Origin of the sequence: Aequitasia blattaphilus, from assembly GCF_024721305.1 — a bacterium.
Classification (GTDB): domain Bacteria; phylum Bacillota; class Clostridia; order Lachnospirales; family Lachnospiraceae; genus Aequitasia; species Aequitasia blattaphila.
Genome location: NZ_JAMXOD010000002.1, coordinates 228,692 through 245,048 on the forward strand (window position 1 = coordinate 228,692; position 16,357 = coordinate 245,048).

A 16,357-nucleotide genomic window follows, 5' to 3' on the forward strand; every position below is an offset into this window, starting at 1 on the left:
TTTGATTCCCCCTTACTTATTATTCAGATAGAATACTGCCAGCTGTGTTCGATCACGCAAATTTAATTTCTCTAATATTTGACTCAAATAATTACGTACAGTTCCCTCACTCAAATATAAAGTGTTTGATATTTCCTTATTGCTCAATCCCTGTGCAACCAAACGGATAATATCCATCTCCTTTGCTCCAATTTCATAGGCTGTAAAATCACACTTCTGTTCTCTTTGGAGAAGCCCTGGAATCTTTGAAACAATTTCATTTCCGAAAACAGTCTGTCCTGAATACACAGCATGGACTGCAGGAATAATATTTTCATAGTCCTGTTTAATCAAGTATCCCTTCACTCCATACTTCAAGGCTTTTATAATGTACTCATCATCGGAAAATGTAGTAAGAAGCAAAATTTTAGCATCTTTATTGGTTTCTAATATTTCTTTAGACGCACTCAGTCCATCCATCTCCTCCATGCGGATATCCATTAAAAGTACATCCGGTGTATACTCTCTAAATAAACGAATAGCATCCTTTCCATCCTGTCCAATTCCAACCACCTCAATGGATGGATCTCCTTCTAAAATAATCTTTAATGACACAGAAACCAGCTTATCATCATCTACAATTAATATTTTCATTTATACTCTCCCTGTATGAATTGGTATGGTTATAAAAATACGAAACCCCTTCTCTTTTTGAATCCTCATAGTTCCCTTAAAGCCCTCTACCCGGTCTTCCATATTCATTAAGCCGATTCCCTCTCCTTCATTCCCCGGCTTTTGACCATTGTCTTCAATAATAAACTGATACATAGACGGATGCTCAATAAGAGATACCTTTACCTCTGTTGCATCGCTATGCTTTGCAACGTTGCTCAATCCCTCTTTCAAAATAGATAGAAAGGTATATTTCAGCTCTCTTTTTACATCCTTCTCCATTTCAAATTTTAAAGTAACGGGACAAAAATCAAATTCTCTTGTAATCCTTTCAAACATACTTCTTAAATCGATGGATTCGTCATGTAAATCATGAACACTCTCACGGATACTGGTCATTGCCTGATCCAAAGTATCTTTCAGCTGGGCAAGCCCCTCCCTTTTAGCCCCTTCTTCCTCTCGGGAAAGAATTGCTCCATTAATTAAAATTGCCCGTGACAACATATGCCCCACGTTATCATGAATTTCTCTTGCAATGCGATTTCTTTCCTTCAACGTAGCATTGTGAATTTCATACTCCTTATTGGACAGAATCGCCCTGTTTTTCTCCTTTAAAAGAAGTTCTTTCTCTACACCTGTATCTCTGGTTTCAATATATTCATTTTTTAATTTTTCATAGCTCATCGTTTGATGATGAAAGAGCAGACAGATTGTGAGTCCAAGTACTAAAAAAACAGTTAATTGGATATTATCTGTCCCCCATTGATAGATATAGACGCCTGCTAATGGAAGAATCACCCAGGTGTTTTTTCGCCTAAGTGCTCCATAAAAAATCACCGGAATAAAAAGCAAAGCAATGGGGTTTATAAGTCCGGAAACAAGATATACCAGCACCACAACTAAATTGCCTGTTTTATAGTTTACGCAAAAGTCGATAGCTCCATATAAAACCACCAGCAGAAAAGCAATGATAAATCCATCCTCTAACCCAATAATAAAAGCACTTGTGATGCAATATAATAACAAAATAACTTGATCAATGACCGATTTCATATTCACTTCCTTAATTTAATGACATTTGTCACATGCCTTACTGACATGTGACACTTCTATTATATACGCACAGATTCTATACTACAAGTAAGAAAAGAAAGGGGTAAGACAAATGATTCAAATAGAAAATCTAGTAAAAAGATATGGCAGCTTAGTTGCCCTGGACCATTTAAACTTAAATATTGAAGAAGGTGAGATTTTTGGACTGCTTGGTCCAAATGGCTCTGGAAAAACAACGGCAATCAATTGCTTGTTAGCACTTTTGCGTTACGACAAAGGAGATATCCGTATATTTGGTAAACCTATGAAACCGAACAGTTACGATATCAAAAAAGACATCGGCGTAGTGATGCAGAATGTAGCAGTATTTGATTTGATGAGTGTTTATGAAAATATCGATTACTTCTGTGGCCTTTACGTTACAAATAAAAAGAAAAGAAAGCTCCTTGTCGAAGAAGCTCTTGAATTTGTTGGTCTTTCCGATTATCGGAAAATGCGTCCCAAAAAGCTCTCCGGTGGACTTTTACGCCGGTTAAACATTGCCTGCGGAATTGTTCACAAACCAAAGCTTATTATTATGGATGAACCAACGGTAGCTGTGGATCCACAAAGCAGAAATAAAATATTGGAAGGAATCATGGAGTTGAATCGTCAAGGCTCCACAATCATCTACACCTCCCACTATATGGAGGAAGTAGAGCAGATTTGCAGCCGCATTGCTATTATGGATAAAGGGCGGGCAATTGCTACCGGCACCACTGAGGAACTGAAAAAAATGATTAAGACCGGAGAAATCATTCTGATTGATGCCATATCCCTGACCCCTGATGAGTTAGCAAGAATACAGGAGCTTCCTCATGTCTACGACGTAAGCTACACAGACCATAAGCTGAAAATAAAGCTCAGCAGTGGAAAGCACAATCTCGTTCGCGTACTGGAATATCTCCAGTCAGAAGACATTTACTTTGGCCGGGTACTTTCTGAACTTCCAACACTAAATGACGTTTTCCTTGAAATTACCGGAAAAGAACTGAGAGACTAGGAGGAATCACCATGTTACATCTTATAAAATACCGTTTCATACAAATTGTGAATGACCGGACCTCTATGTTTTGGAGCTTAGTCTGGCCTCTGCTTCTTGGAACCATGTTCTTCGTTGCCTTTGGCCGTTTGGGATCAAATGATGCTATTGGATCCGCTGATTCTGACTGGACGGAAATTCCAGTAGGAGTCATAACTGTGGATGATTCCAGGGAAGGAGACACCTTTGCTGCTTTCTTAGAGAGCGCTGATGAAGATATAATTGCCCTTCAGTCCTACAGCACAGAAAAAGAAGCCGAAAAAGCTCTTAAAGAAAAAGAAATTTCTGGTATCTATAAAGTTCAGAAAGAGCCTGAATTGATTGTCGGAAAATCTGGCATGAATGAAAGCATCCTTTCCTCTTTGTTGGAAAGCTATAACAAAAATTACCATCTTATGACTTCTATAGCAGCCAAACATCCAGAAAAAATTGCGACTGCCATGGAAGAAATTGCAAATTATGAAAGCTACACCAAAGAGAACTCTCTTGGCGGCTCCTCATTGAACCCTATAATTCACTACTTTTTCGCATTGATTGCATACAGCTGTTTATCCGGTGCTTTTCTCGGAATAAAAGCAAGCATTGATGGCCAGGCCAACACCTCGCCCCTTGGTGCACGACGCAGCATTACTCCAACTCACAAGCTCACCTTGATTTTAGTAGACTTTTTTGTTCTCGTTACTGTACATTTCATTAATGTATTGATTTTATGTGGATACCTGCGTTTTATTCTAAAAATTGATTTTGGCTCAGAGGTGGGGAAATTGTTGATGATCTTATTCATGGGAAGTGTGATTGGAATTTCCATAGGTGTTGCTTTTGGAGCAGTCAGCAAATTATCTATTAATGGAAAAATGGGATTTGCCGTCCTTCTTACATTGTTCCCAAGCTTTCTTGCAGGACTTATGTTTGGAAACATCCAGCATATTATCGAGAATAATCTGCCTATCGTCAATCGGATTAATCCTGCAGCAGTCTTAAGTGAATGCTTTTATTGTCTGGGAATCTATACGGATGCAGCAAAGCTTAGTAGAAATCTTATCACCCTTGGTCTTATGAGCATCTTAATACTTGCCATTGCATTTATCGCAGTAAGGAGGGAACAATATGACAGTATTTAAAGGATTTTTACTTCTGGCAAAACGAAATATAGGCATTGGCATTATGTATCTCGGCATCTTCCTTTCAATTGCAATTGCCATTGAAAGAGTGGGCGGTGCTAAGGCTCAAACCAGCTTTGAAGAAACCTCTCTGAAAATCGGGGTTGTGGATGAAGACCATTCCGAATTGTCTCAAGGACTCAAGGAGTATTTAAGTACAAAGCATACTGTTACTTCCTATCCTATGGATAAATCCCTGCTTCAAGATAAGCTATTTTATCGGGATATCTCCTATATTATTTACATTCCCGAAAATTTTGAAGAGAAGGTCATTCAAAACGGGGACTCTTTATCGGTTACTAAATTACCAGACAGTACCTCTGCTATTTATGGAGACCAGGAAATCGATGCTTTCTTAAATGGAATCCGAACATTAAAAACAAGTGGTTTTTCAACCTCCGAAGCTGTAGATGAAATGCTGGACTCAACAAAGATTGAAACCTCAATTACCTTAGTTGATTCCAATGGAAACGGCGGAACAATAGCGCCGCATTCATTCTACTATCAGTACATGCCTTATATCATGCTGGCCATTTGCTGCTTCATCTTTGGAACAATTTATCTGGAATATCGGAATTTAGATTTAAAAAGGAGACTGCTCTGCTCTTCCATTTCTTCCAGGAAGCAAAATATGGAACTTTTGCTGGGTACACTGGCTGTTGGATTTTTACTCTTTTTAATAATCACTGGCCTTGCCTTGATTCTGTACGGCAGAAATATGACAAATGACTCCAATATATGGCATTATATAGCAAACTCATTTTTACTCCTGGTTATGTCCTTATCTCTGGCCTTCCTGGTTGGTAATCTCATAGACAGAGAAAATCTTCTAAACCCTATTACCAACATACTATCTCTTGGAATGGCTTTCCTTTGCGGAGTATTTGTTCCCATGGAGTTTTTAGGTTCCGGTGTCCTTACTGTTGCAAAGTTCTTACCTGTATATTGGTATGAAATTGCAAATGATATTCTAGCTCATAACACGATCTTATCTGCCAGTCAAATGGCAACATTAATAAAATGCTATGGAATACAACTACTGTTTGCCGCCGCTTTCTTCAGCGTTTCCATAGTGGTCTCTAGGTTAATGCAGCAAAAACAGTAGCTTTATCCCATGAAAAAAGAAGGAGTATCAAACTCCTTCTTTTACTATCTTTAATCAAAAAGCTTCTTTTTCGTTTTCTTCGGTTTAATTTCCTGCTTTAAAGTATTGCCTGTCAATTCATCAAAATGTTTTAAAGCTTCTTTCGCTTCCGGGCTTAATTTTTCCGGAGTCTGAATAACCAAAGTTACATAGTGGTCTCCTCTTACCTTTGGATTTCGCAGAGAAGGAACACCTTTTCCTTTTAAACGTACTTTGGTATCTGTTTTCGTTCCTGGTTTTACCGTGTATACTACTTCACCATCAACTGTTTTCACTCGAATATCATTTCCCAGAGTTGCCTGAGCAAAGGAAATTGGAACGGTTGAGAAGATATGTGTATCTTGTCTTTGGAAAATTGGATGTCTTGCCACAATCACCTCTACAAGTAAGTCTCCTCTTGGTCCGCCATTTGTACCTGGTTCACCTTTTTCACGAATGCGTACACTTTGACCATTATCAATTCCTGCTGGAATATTCACTTTGATTTTTTTATTCACAGAGATAAATCCGCTGCCCTTACAATCTGGGCACTTCTCCTTAATAATTGTTCCAGTTCCATGACAATCCGGACAAGTCTGTACATTTTGAACGGTTCCAAAGAAGGACTGCTGTGTATACACCACTTGGCCTTTTCCACCACATTTCCGACAGGTCTCTGGACTCGTTCCAGCCTTTGCGCCTGTACCGTTACAGGTTGGACAAGACTCTTTTAACTGAATATCCATTTCTTTTTCCGTACCAAAAACCGCTTCTTCAAAGGTAATACGAACACTTTTTCGTACATTCATTCCCTTCATCGGTCCCTGATTCGAGTATCCTCTTCTGCTTCCACCAAAGATATCTCCGAAGATATCTCCAAAGATATCACTGAAATCAGCACCACTAAAGTCAAATCCACCGAATCCACCGGCGCCTCCTGCACCACCATCAAAGGCAGCATGACCTAATTGATCATATTGGCGACGTTTCTCAGAATCACTTAATACTGCGTAAGCTTCAGAGGCTTCCTTAAATTTCTTTTCTGCTTCAGCATCACCCGGATTCATATCCGGGTGATACTTTTTAGCAATCTGCCTATATGCTTTTTTTAGCGTTGCGTCATCTGCATCTTTACTGACGCCTAGCACTTCATAGTAATCTCTTTTTGATTCAGCCATATTTATACTTCCTTATAATCTCCGTCTACAACATCGTCTCCATCAAAGCCTTCTGGTGCCGGGCCTGTTCCAGCCTGTTGTCCCATATCTGGACCTGCCGCTCCATCAGCGCCTGCCTGAGCATAAACCTTTTCAAAAAGTTTTTGTGCGCTTGCCATTAGCTTTTCTTTACCTTCATTTAATTCTGCAATTTCAGCATCGGAAACATTTTCAACGTTTACCTTTTCTACAACTGCTTTCAATGCTTTCAAATCAGCCTCTACTGCTTCCTTATCTGCTGCATCCAGTTTATCACCAATGTCAGTCAAAGATTTCTCTGTCTGGAACACCAATGCTTCTGCATCATTCTTCGCATCGATTCCTTCTTTACGCTTTTTATCTTCTGCCTCAAACTGTGCTGCCTCTTTTACTGCCTTATCAATATCATCATCAGACATATTAGAACCAGCTGTAATTGTAATGTGCTGTTCTTTACCAGTTCCAAGATCTTTTGCAGATACATTTACAATACCATTGGCATCAATATCAAAGGTTACTTCGATTTGTGGTACTCCACGCATTGCCGGTGGGATTCCATCCAGTCTAAATTGTCCTAAAGATTTATTATCCTTTGCAAACTGTCTTTCACCTTGTACTACATTGATGTCTACCGCTGTTTGATTGTCTGCTGCTGTGGAGAATACCTGACTCTTCTTTGTCGGAATCGTTGTATTTCTCTCGATTAATCTTGTTGCAACTCCTCCCATGGTTTCAATTGAAAGAGAAAGTGGAGTTACGTCAAGAAGAAGTACATCTCCCGCTCCTGCATCTCCTGCAAGTTTACCACCTTGTACGGATGCTCCGAGAGCTACACATTCATCTGGATTCAATTTATTACTTGGCTCTTTGCCAGTTAGCTTCTTCACTTCTTCTACCACTGCTGGTATACGAGTAGATCCTCCTACTAAAAGAACCTGTCCTAAGTCAGATGCATTGATTCCTGCATCAGAAAGCGCTCTCTTTACTGGCTCTGCAGTTCTTTGAACTAAGTCATGTGTTAATTCATCAAATTTAGCACGAGTCAAATTCATGTCAAAATGCTTTGGTCCTTCATTTGTTGCAGTGATAAATGGCAAATTGATGTTCGTTGTTGTTGATGCTGAAAGCTCCTTTTTCGCCTTTTCAGCTGCTTCTTTTAATCTTTGAAGAGCCATCTTATCGCTTGATAAATCTACACCTTCTGTCTTTTTAAACTCATCCAGCATATATTTTGTTACTTTTTCATCGAAGTCATCTCCACCAAGTCTGTTATCACCTGCTGTTGAAAGCACTTCAATAACTCCATCACCAATTTCAATAACAGATACGTCGAAGGTACCACCACCTAAGTCATATACCATAATCTTTTGTTCGCTTTCATTATCAAGGCCATAAGCCAAAGCTGCTGCTGTAGGCTCATTGATGATACGCTTTACATCTAATCCAGCAATTTTTCCTGCATCCTTTGTTGCTTGTCTTTGCGCATCATTAAAGTAAGCTGGTACTGTAATAACTGCTTCTCCAACACTTTCTCCTAAATAGTTTTCTGCATCTGCTTTCAGCTTCTGAAGCACCATTGCAGAGATTTCCTGTGGAGAATATTTCTTTCCTTCTACTTCTACCTTGTAATCTGAGCCCATTTCTCTTTTAATAGAAGAAATTGTTCTCTCAGAGTTTGTAACTGCCTGACGCTTTGCAGGCTCTCCTACAAGACGCTCTCCTGTCTTTGTAAATGCTACTACAGAGGGTGTTGTTCTTGATCCTTCTGTGTTTGTGATAACCGTTGGTTTACCACCTTCCATTACTGCTACACAACTGTTTGTTGTTCCTAAGTCAATACCAATTATTTTACCCATAATATAACCTCCTGATTTATTATCAATTTTTCTAGTTTGCTACTTTTACCATACTGAATCGAACTACAGTATCTTTATACATATAACCTTTTTGTAACTCTTCTGCTACTACATTTTCTCCAAGACTTTCATCCTCCACATGCATCACTGCATTATGGAAATCTGGATTGAATTCTTGTCCTAAAGCATCGATTGGCTTTACTCCTACCTCTTCTAAGGATGTGATAAGCTGTTTATAAATCATTTCCATCCCTTGAACGAAAGGCTCACTTTTTTCTTCTTCTGTTACTGCCTCTAAACCTCTTTCAAAGTTATCAATTACCGGAAGTATTTTTTCAACAATGTCTTTCGCACCAATCTCATACATTTTAGATTTTTCTTTATCTGTACGCTTACGGAAGTTTTCAAATTCCGCCATTTGGCGCGTCAGCTTGTCAGTAAGTTCCTCTATTTTTTCGTCTTTTTTGTCTTGCTTTTTGGACTTTTTCTTCTTTGAATTTTCTTTTTCCTGCTTGGCCTCCTCTATGATGGGATCTGCCTTTAATTCTTCTTCGTCTACAACCTCCCCGGAAGCCTTTGCTTCTTCTACTGCTTCCTTAATCATGTCTTCTTTCTTCTTTTCACTCAAGGATACGTCCTCCTTTCTCACTCTTTTTTGTGAAACATACTATCCAGTTCCTGTTGGAGCTTCTTCATGGACTTCAACACATGCTCATAATCCATTCTTTTGGGACCGATAATTCCTATGCTGCCTCTTAAGCCTTCACCTAAATCGTAGGTGGCTGTAACAACACTGCAGTCCTTCATATTTTCAACAGGGGTTTCGTCTCCTATATAGACTTGTATTCCTGTATTTTCTTCTTTTGTTAATGTCTGTGTTACCAATTCCGTTAGCTGCTGCTGCTCTTCAAATGCACTGATGATTTCCTGAGCATTCTCTTTATCACTTAGCTCCGGATATTTGAAAAGATTTCTTGCTCCGCTGGTATAAACCTGAATGTCATCATCTAATGAAACTGCTCTTGCAACCTCATCCAACACACATCCTACCACATCACTGTGAATCCCTGCTTCTTCTTTTAGTTTTGCAATCAGACCCAGGTTAATCTCTGCAATGGGTAATCCATTTAGTGTAGTGTTTAAAAGCATATTTAACTTTAACAGGACTTCATCCGTTATCCTTTCGTCTACATCTATAATGGTGTTCTTAATCACATTTCCACCTAAAACAATAACTGCAATAATCTGTTCACTGTTTACTCTCGAAAGCTGAATAAACTTTATCTTGTTCCCACTGTTTGCAGGGGACGTAATCAGCGTCGCATAATTTGTATTGCTTGCCAGCACAGTTGCCGCTTGCTTTAAGAGCTTCTCCATCTTGTCTACTTTCTCAAGCATGGCATCCTGTCTTTCCATCAGCTCTTTTTCCTTTTCCGCCATCAGCATATCCACATAAAGCCGATACCCTTTATCGGAAGGAATTCTTCCTGCAGATGTATGAGGCTGTACAATGTATCCCATCTCCTCTAAATCTGCCATTTCATTACGTATAGTTGCTGAACTTAAATTCAAATCCGTATACTTGGATATTGTCCTTGAGCCCACCGGCTCACCTGTCTCCAGATAATTTTTTATAATCGCCTGCAAGATACGAAGTTTTCGTTCTGCCAGTTCATGTTCTGCCAAGAGCTCACCTCCTTTTTTCAGCATGTTAGCACTCGACGTTTCTGAGTGCTAACACCTACGTATATAAATCTACCACTTGAAAGAGGTCTTGTCAACACTTCTTGCTTATTTTTTACCTTTTTCATAGTCTCCCGGGTGAAAAAAACGTTCGTTTTTAATTTCATCAGGCAAATACTGCTGTTCCACATAGTGCCCGGGGTAATCATGTGGATACAAATAACCCGTTCCCCGTCCCAAATCTGGTGCTCCTTTATAGTGAGCATCCTGAAGATGAGATGGAACACTGGTCTTTTTACGCTTGACACTATTCATTGCCTCAAAGATTCCCAATGCCGAATTGCTTTTCGGTGCGTTTGCAATGTACAAAACTGCCTGAGACAAAATAATCTGAGCCTCTGGCATACCAACCCGCTCTACTGCAAGAGATGCACTCACTGCGACGTTTAATGCCATAGGATCTGCATTGCCTACATCTTCCGATGCACAAATCATGATTCTTCTTGCAATAAACTTCACATCCTCACCAGCTGTCAGCATTTTTGCCAAATAGTACAGAGCCCCATCCGGATCTGAGCCCCGCATGCTTTTTATAAAAGCCGAGATTGTGTCGTAATGGTTATCTCCTTTTTTATCATAGTTCAATACTCTTCTTTGTATACATTCCGCTGCAACCTCCAGAGTAATATGTATCTTTCCATCATCGCTGCGTTCCGTCGTCATAATGCCTAATTCAATTGCATTGAGAGCACTTCTTGCATCTCCTCCTGAGACATCTGCCAGAAAATCAATTGCCTCTGGCGTAATTTCCGCATTATAGCTTCCCATTCCCTTTTTCTCATCGTAAACTGCCCGTTGGATTAGTTTTTTAATATCCTCTTCAGACAATGGACGAAGCTCAAAGATACTGGATCTGGAAAGCAAGGCAGAATTCACCTCAAAAAAAGGATTTTCTGTCGTCGCTCCAATCAGCACCAAAGTACCGTCTTCTACAAAAGGTAACAGATAATCCTGCTGGGCTTTGTTAAAACGATGAATTTCATCTACGAAGAGAATAGTTTTCTTCTGATACATTCCAAAGTCATCCTTTGCCCTTTTTACCACCTCTTCCATGTCTTTTTTCCCTGCAACAGTAGCATTGATTTGAACAAAGCTTGATTCTGTTGTATTTGCAATCACTTTTGCGATTGTGGTTTTTCCAGTTCCCGGAGGTCCATAAAAGATAACCGAGCCCAATTTATCTGCCTTTATGGCACGGTACAGTAATTTCCCCTTTCCTATGATATGCTCCTGGCCTACCACCTCTTCTAATGTCTCTGGTCTTAGTCTGGCCGCTAATGGAGATTCTTTTTCCATATTTTGTTCCCTTACGTAATCAAATAGATCCATATTTTCTCCTCTCTTACATCTGAAGGATGTCCCGGACTACTTCACCGGCAATCAGCAATCCTGCAACAGGGGGTACAAAGGATACACTCCCTGGAACAGAAGACTCTCCAACATCCATTGGCTTTTCTTTTGAGAAGAGCACCTTTAAGTGGTAAATTCCTCTCTTTTTAAGCTCTCTTCTCATGACACGGCTTAATGGATCCATACTGGTTTTTGAAAGATCCCCTATTTCAAAAAGTTCTGCATGCACTTTATTCCCGGTACCCATACAGGATAGAATTGGAATATTATGTTCCTTCGCTTTTTCTACAATACAAATTTTTGCTGTAATCGTATCAATAGCATCAATAATATAATCCACTTTCATTTCAAAAAATTTATCTACATTAGAAGGAAGAACGAAATCTTCAAAGGTAATCACCCTGGTATCCGGTGAAATGTCTTTGATTCGTTCTTCCATAAGGTTTATCTTCTTCTCCCCTATTGTACTATGGTATGCAATGGATTGGCGGTTGATATTAGATGGGGATACCACATCATTATCCACTAAAATAAGATTCCCCACTCCTGCTCTTGCCAAAGCCTCTATGCAGTGAGAGCCTACTCCCCCCACACCAAAAATTAAAACCGTAGACTTTGCCAAAGTGGATACTCCTTCACTTCCTAACAAAAGTTCGGTTCTTGAAAATACATTTGTCATAATTCTTCACCTCTTACGTATCATATCATATGAAATTTTAGGTTGACAATCAATTTTATTCAACCTACAATTGTCTAATGAGAAATTGGAGGAAATATAAATATGGAAAATAAAATGGGAACAAAACCGATACCAAGTCTTTTGGTATCCATGTCACTGCCAATCATGATTTCAATGCTTGTACAAGCACTTTACAATATAGTTGACAGCATTTTCGTTGCAAAACTTGGAGAAAATGCTCTTACTGCTGTTTCATTAATCTTCCCGATACAGAATTTAATGATTGCAACCGCGGCAGGGACGGGAGTTGGTATGAATGCAATTCTCTCCCGCTGTCTTGGAGCCAAAGATACTGCTCAAGCCAATCGCACTGCACAAAACGGTGTACTCCTGGGGGTTTTGAACTTTGTAATCTTTGCACTCATCGGAATTTTCTTTTCAAGGACATTTCTTTATGCACAGACTACAGACCCTGAGATATCTCGTATGGGAATACAGTATATGGAGATTATTTCCATCTTCTCCGCTGGTATTTTTTTAGAAATAACCTTTGAAAGACTGTTACAATCCACCGGGAAAACCTTCTATACCATGATTACTCAAGGAATCGGTGCCATTATCAATATCATCTTGGATCCAATTTTAATCTTTGGTTATTTCGGCTTCCCTGCATTAGGGGTATCTGGTGCCGCAATCGCTACCGTATTTGGACAATTTGTAGCATGTGGTTTGGCGATTTATTTCAACTTAAAAAAGAACAAAGAAATTCATTTATCCATTAAGGGCTTCCGCCCTCACAAGCAAACCATTGGCGCCATCTATAAAATTGGAATTCCTTCCATTGTCATGCAGTCCATTGGTTCCATAATGACTTTTGGTATGAATAAAATCTTACTGATGTTCTCTTCTACTGCTACTGCAGTATTTGGTATTTACTTCAAGTTACAAAGCTTTATTTTCATGCCGGTATTCGGTCTTAACAATGGTATGATTCCAATTATTGCCTATAACTACGGTGCGAAAAAACCAGATCGTATTGTGAAAACCATCAAACTCAGCGTATTACTCTCTTCATCCCTTATGTTAATAGGGCTTGTTATCTTCCAGTTTGGAACAGAGTTTCTACTGCGCACATTGTTTTTTGCATCCGAAGATATGGTAAGCATTGGTGTGCCTGCTCTTCGTATTATCAGCTTAAGCTTTATTTTCGCAGGCTTCTGTATTATTACCAGTGCTGTATTCCAGGCTCTTGGAAATGGAATGTACGCTTTAATCGTATCGGTAATACGACAGCTGATTTTCATCTTGCCTCTGGCTTTTCTGTTTTCCAGAACCCTGGGCTTGCATTTTGTATGGTGGTCATTCCCCATTGCTGAGCTTTCATCCTTGACCTTTTGTACCTTGCTGCTTCGAAGAATTTACCGCCTTAAAATCAAACCTCTTAAGAGCGTTTCTTCTGAACACTAAACCCGAATTTTCCTAAGGGTTTTCCAACTGTATAATATTCCCCGTGGGAATAAGTAATAAGGCCTGCTTTGTTCAGGGAGAATTTTCCTCCCTCCTCGAAGTAGGCTTTTTCTACCTGCACATTTTTCACTTCCCCTATAAACATATGGTGGGAGCCTAATTCCACAATCTCCTTCACCTGACATTCAATACTAACCGGACTTTCTTTTATGATTGGAGCATATTTCAGCTCTTTTGCTTTTCCCTTGTGAAGTCCTGTTTCTTTAAATTTATCCAGATCACGGCCCGATTTCACTCCACAAAAGTCACAAGCATGGGCTAGTTTTTTCGTTGTCAGATTAATGACAAACTCCTTTGTTTCTTTAATCATTCCGTAAGAATGTCTCTCTGGTCTTATGGATACATACACCATCGCTGGATTGGTACATAGAGTACCTGTCCAGGCTACTGTAATAATATTTGTATTTTTCTTTTTATCACTACAGCTGACCATAACGGCCGGCAGAGGATAAACCATATTCCCTGGTTTCCAATGTTCTTTCCCCATTCTTCCCTCCTATTGCTGTAATTCACTCATTAATGTAGGAATCAGCTGTTTCTTTCTGGATACCACACCTTTTAACAAGATATCCTTTGTATTCTCTGGCAGTTCAAAAGCCTCTATTATATGTTCCCTGGCCTGATTTCCTACACAAATCAGCTCTGAGGTTTCTGTCAAAATATTGGTAAGCATAAAGAAAACCATATCCAAATTCTTTTTCTTCATAAATCCCGGCAGATATGGAATTAATTTATTTTTTATTTCTTTTAATTCCTCTACATCCATAGAAGAAATCTGTCCAACTCCAAAATTCGTCTGATCCACGGCAAACTGCTTAAAGTCCTGATTTGCAATTTCATTCTCTGTCTTTCCTTCCAAAGAACTCCCTGCCCGAAACATTCCCTTCGCCAAATCCTCTAAATCAATTTCAGCAATTTGAGCCAGCTTCTTTGCTGCTCCTTCATCTGCCTTTGTGGATGTAGGGGAACGGAAAAGCAATGTATCGGAAACAATAGCACTGGCTAAAAGTCCTGCTATTTCCTTGGGTATTTCGACTCTCGCCTCTTCATACATTTGGGCAACAATGGTTGCAGTACAGCCCACCGGCTGGTTTCGGAAAAATACCGGGCTTAAGGTCTCAAGGCTTCCAATTCTATGATGATCAATAATTTCAATGATTTCTGCCTCTTCTATCCCTTCTATCGCCTGGGATTTTTCATTGTGATCCACTAGAATCACCTGCTTCTTCGTCGCATTCATCGTTCTTCTTCGAGAGATAAATCCTACAAAATTTTTATGCTCATCCAGAATCGGGAAATCACGATACTTCTTACTGGTCATAGAAGTTTTAATATCATCCACATAATCATTTAATTTAAATGTCATAAGTGGTCCCTTTGTCATAAACTGTTTCACCGGAACGCTTTGATTAATTAAGCGTGCCGCTGTAAATGTATCGTGAGGTGTTTGAATTACAACGATATCCTGCTCTTCTGCTTTCTTTATAAGCGCCTCTGATACGTGCTCATTACCACAAATAATCAAGCAGCACGCATTAATTTTCAAAGCAACCTCTTGGGCATCTTGTCGATTTCCCAAAATCACCATATCGTTTTCACAAATGAATTCTTCCATCCGCTTCGAATCGGAAGCTCCAATTGCCACCTTTCCCTCTACAAAAATTCCATGGGGATTACCGGTAACCAGAGTTCCATCCAATGTAGAAAGAATATTTTTATATTGGGTTTTCGCTGCTGCAAGTGTCGTACTTTCGTGTACCTCCATATAGGATCTGGCAATATCTCCTGTGGAAATCAATCCAACTAAATTACCTTTTTCTAAAACCGGCAAGGTTTTAATATTATTTTCCTTCATCATCACCCAGGCTTCCCGTATGGAAACCTTGGGAGAAATTCCTTCTGTCTTATGGATGTCTAAATCTTTTACCTGCAGCTTTACGTTTTTTAAATATCTTGGAGGCTTTACTCCAAACTTCGTCAGCACATAATGGGTTTCTTCATTTATATGTCCTGCTCTTTTAGGAACGAACTCTCCCTGATCTATTTTTGATTTCAAATCTGCATAAGCAATTGCGGAGCAAATAGAATCCGTATCGGGATTCTTGTGTCCAATTACGTATACTCTTCTTTTTTCTTTCATTTTAATCACCTTAACTTTCTATCCTACTAGTAAGATTGCCATTTTTTTGTATTTTCGTCAACTATAATTTTGTTATTTATGCTATACTTATATATGAAATATAAATGAGTGAGGACATGTACAATGAGTGAAGAAATTAAAAACGAAGAAACTATGGCAGACTACGAAGAACATTTTGATGATGCAAACCCTTGGAGAGTGGCAGAACGTTATATGAAAGACCAAACAACTCTTCCTGTAAAAATCGAAGGAATTGTAAATGGCGGTGCCATCGCTATGGTAGAAGGAATCAGAGGCTTTATCCCTGCCTCAAAGCTTTCTCTTTCCTATGTGGAGGATCTGGAATCCTTCCTGCTGACAGACATGGAGGTTCGTGTCATTGACGTAGACGAATCAAACAACCGTCTGATTCTATCCGCAAATGATATCCTGAAAGAAAAAAGAGCCAAAGAAATGGAAGAACGTTTAGACAACGTACAAGTTGGTTCTGTGTTGGAAGGAATCGTAGATTCTCTGCAAACCTATGGCGCTTTTATAAAATTGGAAAATGGACTATCTGGTCTTGTTCACATTTCTCAGATTAGTGCGAAGAGAATAAAGTCTCCATCTGAAATTTTAGAAAAAGGACAGAAAGTAGAAGTAAAAGTAATTGGCGTTAAGGACGGCAAAATCAGCCTTAGCATGAAAGCCTTGGCATCCGATGTTGTAGAAGAAGTCTATGAAAAAGTAGACATTCCAAAAGCAGAGGACATTGGTACCAGCCTTGGTGATTTATTCAAAGACATAAAATTCTAAGAG

At 39.3% G+C, this 16,357-nt stretch carries 15 protein-coding genes; 5 read left to right on the plus strand and 10 right to left on the minus strand.

Annotated features, from left to right (window positions below; genetic code table 11):
* Positions 1 to 12 precede the first annotated feature (12 nt).
* Positions 13 to 633 (minus strand): response regulator, encoded by a 621-nt coding sequence (locus NHH15_RS02510; RefSeq protein WP_262065063.1) that lies wholly within the window; start codon positions 631 to 633, stop codon positions 13 to 15.
* Entirely contained in the window at positions 634 to 1,704 is a 1,071-nt protein-coding gene (locus tag NHH15_RS02515) for a sensor histidine kinase (RefSeq protein WP_262065064.1), read from the minus strand.
* 112 nt (positions 1,705 to 1,816) lie between these two features.
* On the opposite strand from NHH15_RS02515, the gene NHH15_RS02520 reads away from it, so the two are divergent.
* The 3 genes from NHH15_RS02520 to NHH15_RS02530 are packed head-to-tail and all read left to right on the plus strand — an operon-like array spanning position 1,817 to position 5,050.
* The gene (locus NHH15_RS02520) at positions 1,817 to 2,746 is read left to right on the plus strand and encodes an ABC transporter ATP-binding protein (protein WP_262065065.1); all 930 of its coding nucleotides are present in this window, start codon (positions 1,817 to 1,819) and stop codon (positions 2,744 to 2,746) included.
* Between the two features lie 11 nt (positions 2,747 to 2,757).
* Positions 2,758 to 3,906: an ABC transporter permease gene (locus NHH15_RS02525; protein WP_262065066.1), complete on the plus strand. Its 1,149-nt coding sequence runs from the start codon at positions 2,758 to 2,760 to the stop codon at positions 3,904 to 3,906.
* Entirely contained in the window at positions 3,893 to 5,050 is a 1,158-nt protein-coding gene (locus tag NHH15_RS02530) for an ABC transporter permease (RefSeq protein ID WP_262065067.1), read from the plus strand. Before NHH15_RS02525 ends, NHH15_RS02530 begins: the two co-directional genes overlap by 14 nt.
* 50 nt (positions 5,051 to 5,100) lie before the next feature.
* Here the strand turns inward: NHH15_RS02530 and dnaJ are convergent, their stop codons facing one another.
* The 6 genes from dnaJ to NHH15_RS02560 all read right to left on the minus strand — a co-directional run bounded on the left by dnaJ (position 5,101) and on the right by NHH15_RS02560 (position 11,892).
* Positions 5,101 to 6,246: a molecular chaperone DnaJ gene (gene dnaJ, locus NHH15_RS02535; RefSeq protein ID WP_262065068.1), complete on the minus strand. Its 1,146-nt coding sequence runs from the start codon at positions 6,244 to 6,246 to the stop codon at positions 5,101 to 5,103.
* A 2-nt stretch (positions 6,247 to 6,248) separates the two neighbouring features.
* Entirely contained in the window at positions 6,249 to 8,120 is a 1,872-nt protein-coding gene (gene dnaK / locus NHH15_RS02540; RefSeq protein ID WP_262065069.1) for a molecular chaperone DnaK, read from the minus strand.
* A 31-nt stretch (positions 8,121 to 8,151) separates the two neighbouring features.
* A complete protein-coding gene (gene grpE / locus NHH15_RS02545; RefSeq protein ID WP_262065100.1) occupies positions 8,152 to 8,724 on the minus strand; it encodes a nucleotide exchange factor GrpE in 573 nt (190 codons plus the stop codon).
* 41 nt (positions 8,725 to 8,765) lie between these two features.
* Positions 8,766 to 9,830, minus strand: a complete 1,065-nt coding sequence (hrcA, locus tag NHH15_RS02550) for a heat-inducible transcriptional repressor HrcA (RefSeq protein WP_262065070.1) — start codon at positions 9,828 to 9,830, stop codon at positions 8,766 to 8,768.
* An 81-nt stretch (positions 9,831 to 9,911) separates the two neighbouring features.
* Entirely contained in the window at positions 9,912 to 11,192 is a 1,281-nt protein-coding gene (locus NHH15_RS02555; protein WP_262065071.1) for a replication-associated recombination protein A, read from the minus strand.
* Positions 11,193 to 11,205: 13 nt separating this feature from the next.
* Positions 11,206 to 11,892 carry a tRNA threonylcarbamoyladenosine dehydratase gene (locus tag NHH15_RS02560; protein WP_262065072.1) on the minus strand — a complete coding sequence of 229 codons (687 nt, stop codon included), beginning with the start codon at positions 11,890 to 11,892 and terminating at the stop codon, positions 11,206 to 11,208.
* A 102-nt stretch (positions 11,893 to 11,994) separates the two neighbouring features.
* On the opposite strand from NHH15_RS02560, the gene NHH15_RS02565 reads away from it, so the two are divergent.
* Entirely contained in the window at positions 11,995 to 13,359 is a 1,365-nt protein-coding gene (locus NHH15_RS02565) for an MATE family efflux transporter (protein WP_262065073.1), read from the plus strand.
* Here NHH15_RS02565 and NHH15_RS02570 read toward each other — a convergent pair.
* On the minus strand, positions 13,334 to 13,906 hold the full coding sequence (locus NHH15_RS02570) for a flavin reductase family protein (protein ID WP_262065074.1): 573 nt from the start codon (positions 13,904 to 13,906) through the stop codon (positions 13,334 to 13,336). The two genes, NHH15_RS02565 and NHH15_RS02570, sit on opposite strands and share 26 nt — an antisense overlap.
* Positions 13,907 to 13,915: 9 nt before the next feature.
* Positions 13,916 to 15,559 (minus strand): putative manganese-dependent inorganic diphosphatase, encoded by a 1,644-nt coding sequence (locus tag NHH15_RS02575; protein WP_262065075.1) that lies wholly within the window; start codon positions 15,557 to 15,559, stop codon positions 13,916 to 13,918.
* A 123-nt stretch (positions 15,560 to 15,682) separates the two neighbouring features.
* Here NHH15_RS02575 and NHH15_RS02580 point away from each other — a divergent pair, with 123 nt between their 5' ends.
* Complete coding sequence (locus NHH15_RS02580; RefSeq protein ID WP_262065076.1) at positions 15,683 to 16,354, plus strand: S1 RNA-binding domain-containing protein; 672 nt, start codon at positions 15,683 to 15,685, stop codon at positions 16,352 to 16,354.
* Positions 16,355 to 16,357 lie beyond the last annotated feature (3 nt).

Coding starts and splice junctions, on each gene's coding strand:
- NHH15_RS02510 (WP_262065063.1), bottom strand. CDS start 633: ATGAAAATATTAATTGTAGATGATGATAAGCTGGTTTCTGTGTCATTA.
- NHH15_RS02515 (WP_262065064.1), bottom strand. CDS start 1,704: ATGAAATCGGTCATTGATCAAGTTATTTTGTTATTATATTGCATCACA.
- NHH15_RS02520 (WP_262065065.1), top strand. CDS start 1,817: ATGATTCAAATAGAAAATCTAGTAAAAAGATATGGCAGCTTAGTTGCC.
- NHH15_RS02525 (WP_262065066.1), top strand. CDS start 2,758: ATGTTACATCTTATAAAATACCGTTTCATACAAATTGTGAATGACCGG.
- NHH15_RS02530 (WP_262065067.1), top strand. CDS start 3,893: ATGACAGTATTTAAAGGATTTTTACTTCTGGCAAAACGAAATATAGGC.
- dnaJ (WP_262065068.1), bottom strand. CDS start 6,246: ATGGCTGAATCAAAAAGAGATTACTATGAAGTGCTAGGCGTCAGTAAA.
- dnaK (WP_262065069.1), bottom strand. CDS start 8,120: ATGGGTAAAATAATTGGTATTGACTTAGGAACAACAAACAGTTGTGTA.
- grpE (WP_262065100.1), bottom strand. CDS start 8,724: ATGATTAAGGAAGCAGTAGAAGAAGCAAAGGCTTCCGGGGAGGTTGTA.
- hrcA (WP_262065070.1), bottom strand. CDS start 9,830: ATGCTGAAAAAAGGAGGTGAGCTCTTGGCAGAACATGAACTGGCAGAA.
- NHH15_RS02555 (WP_262065071.1), bottom strand. CDS start 11,192: ATGGATCTATTTGATTACGTAAGGGAACAAAATATGGAAAAAGAATCT.
- NHH15_RS02560 (WP_262065072.1), bottom strand. CDS start 11,892: ATGACAAATGTATTTTCAAGAACCGAACTTTTGTTAGGAAGTGAAGGA.
- NHH15_RS02565 (WP_262065073.1), top strand. CDS start 11,995: ATGGAAAATAAAATGGGAACAAAACCGATACCAAGTCTTTTGGTATCC.
- NHH15_RS02570 (WP_262065074.1), bottom strand. CDS start 13,906: ATGGGGAAAGAACATTGGAAACCAGGGAATATGGTTTATCCTCTGCCG.
- NHH15_RS02575 (WP_262065075.1), bottom strand. CDS start 15,559: ATGAAAGAAAAAAGAAGAGTATACGTAATTGGACACAAGAATCCCGAT.
- NHH15_RS02580 (WP_262065076.1), top strand. CDS start 15,683: ATGAGTGAAGAAATTAAAAACGAAGAAACTATGGCAGACTACGAAGAA.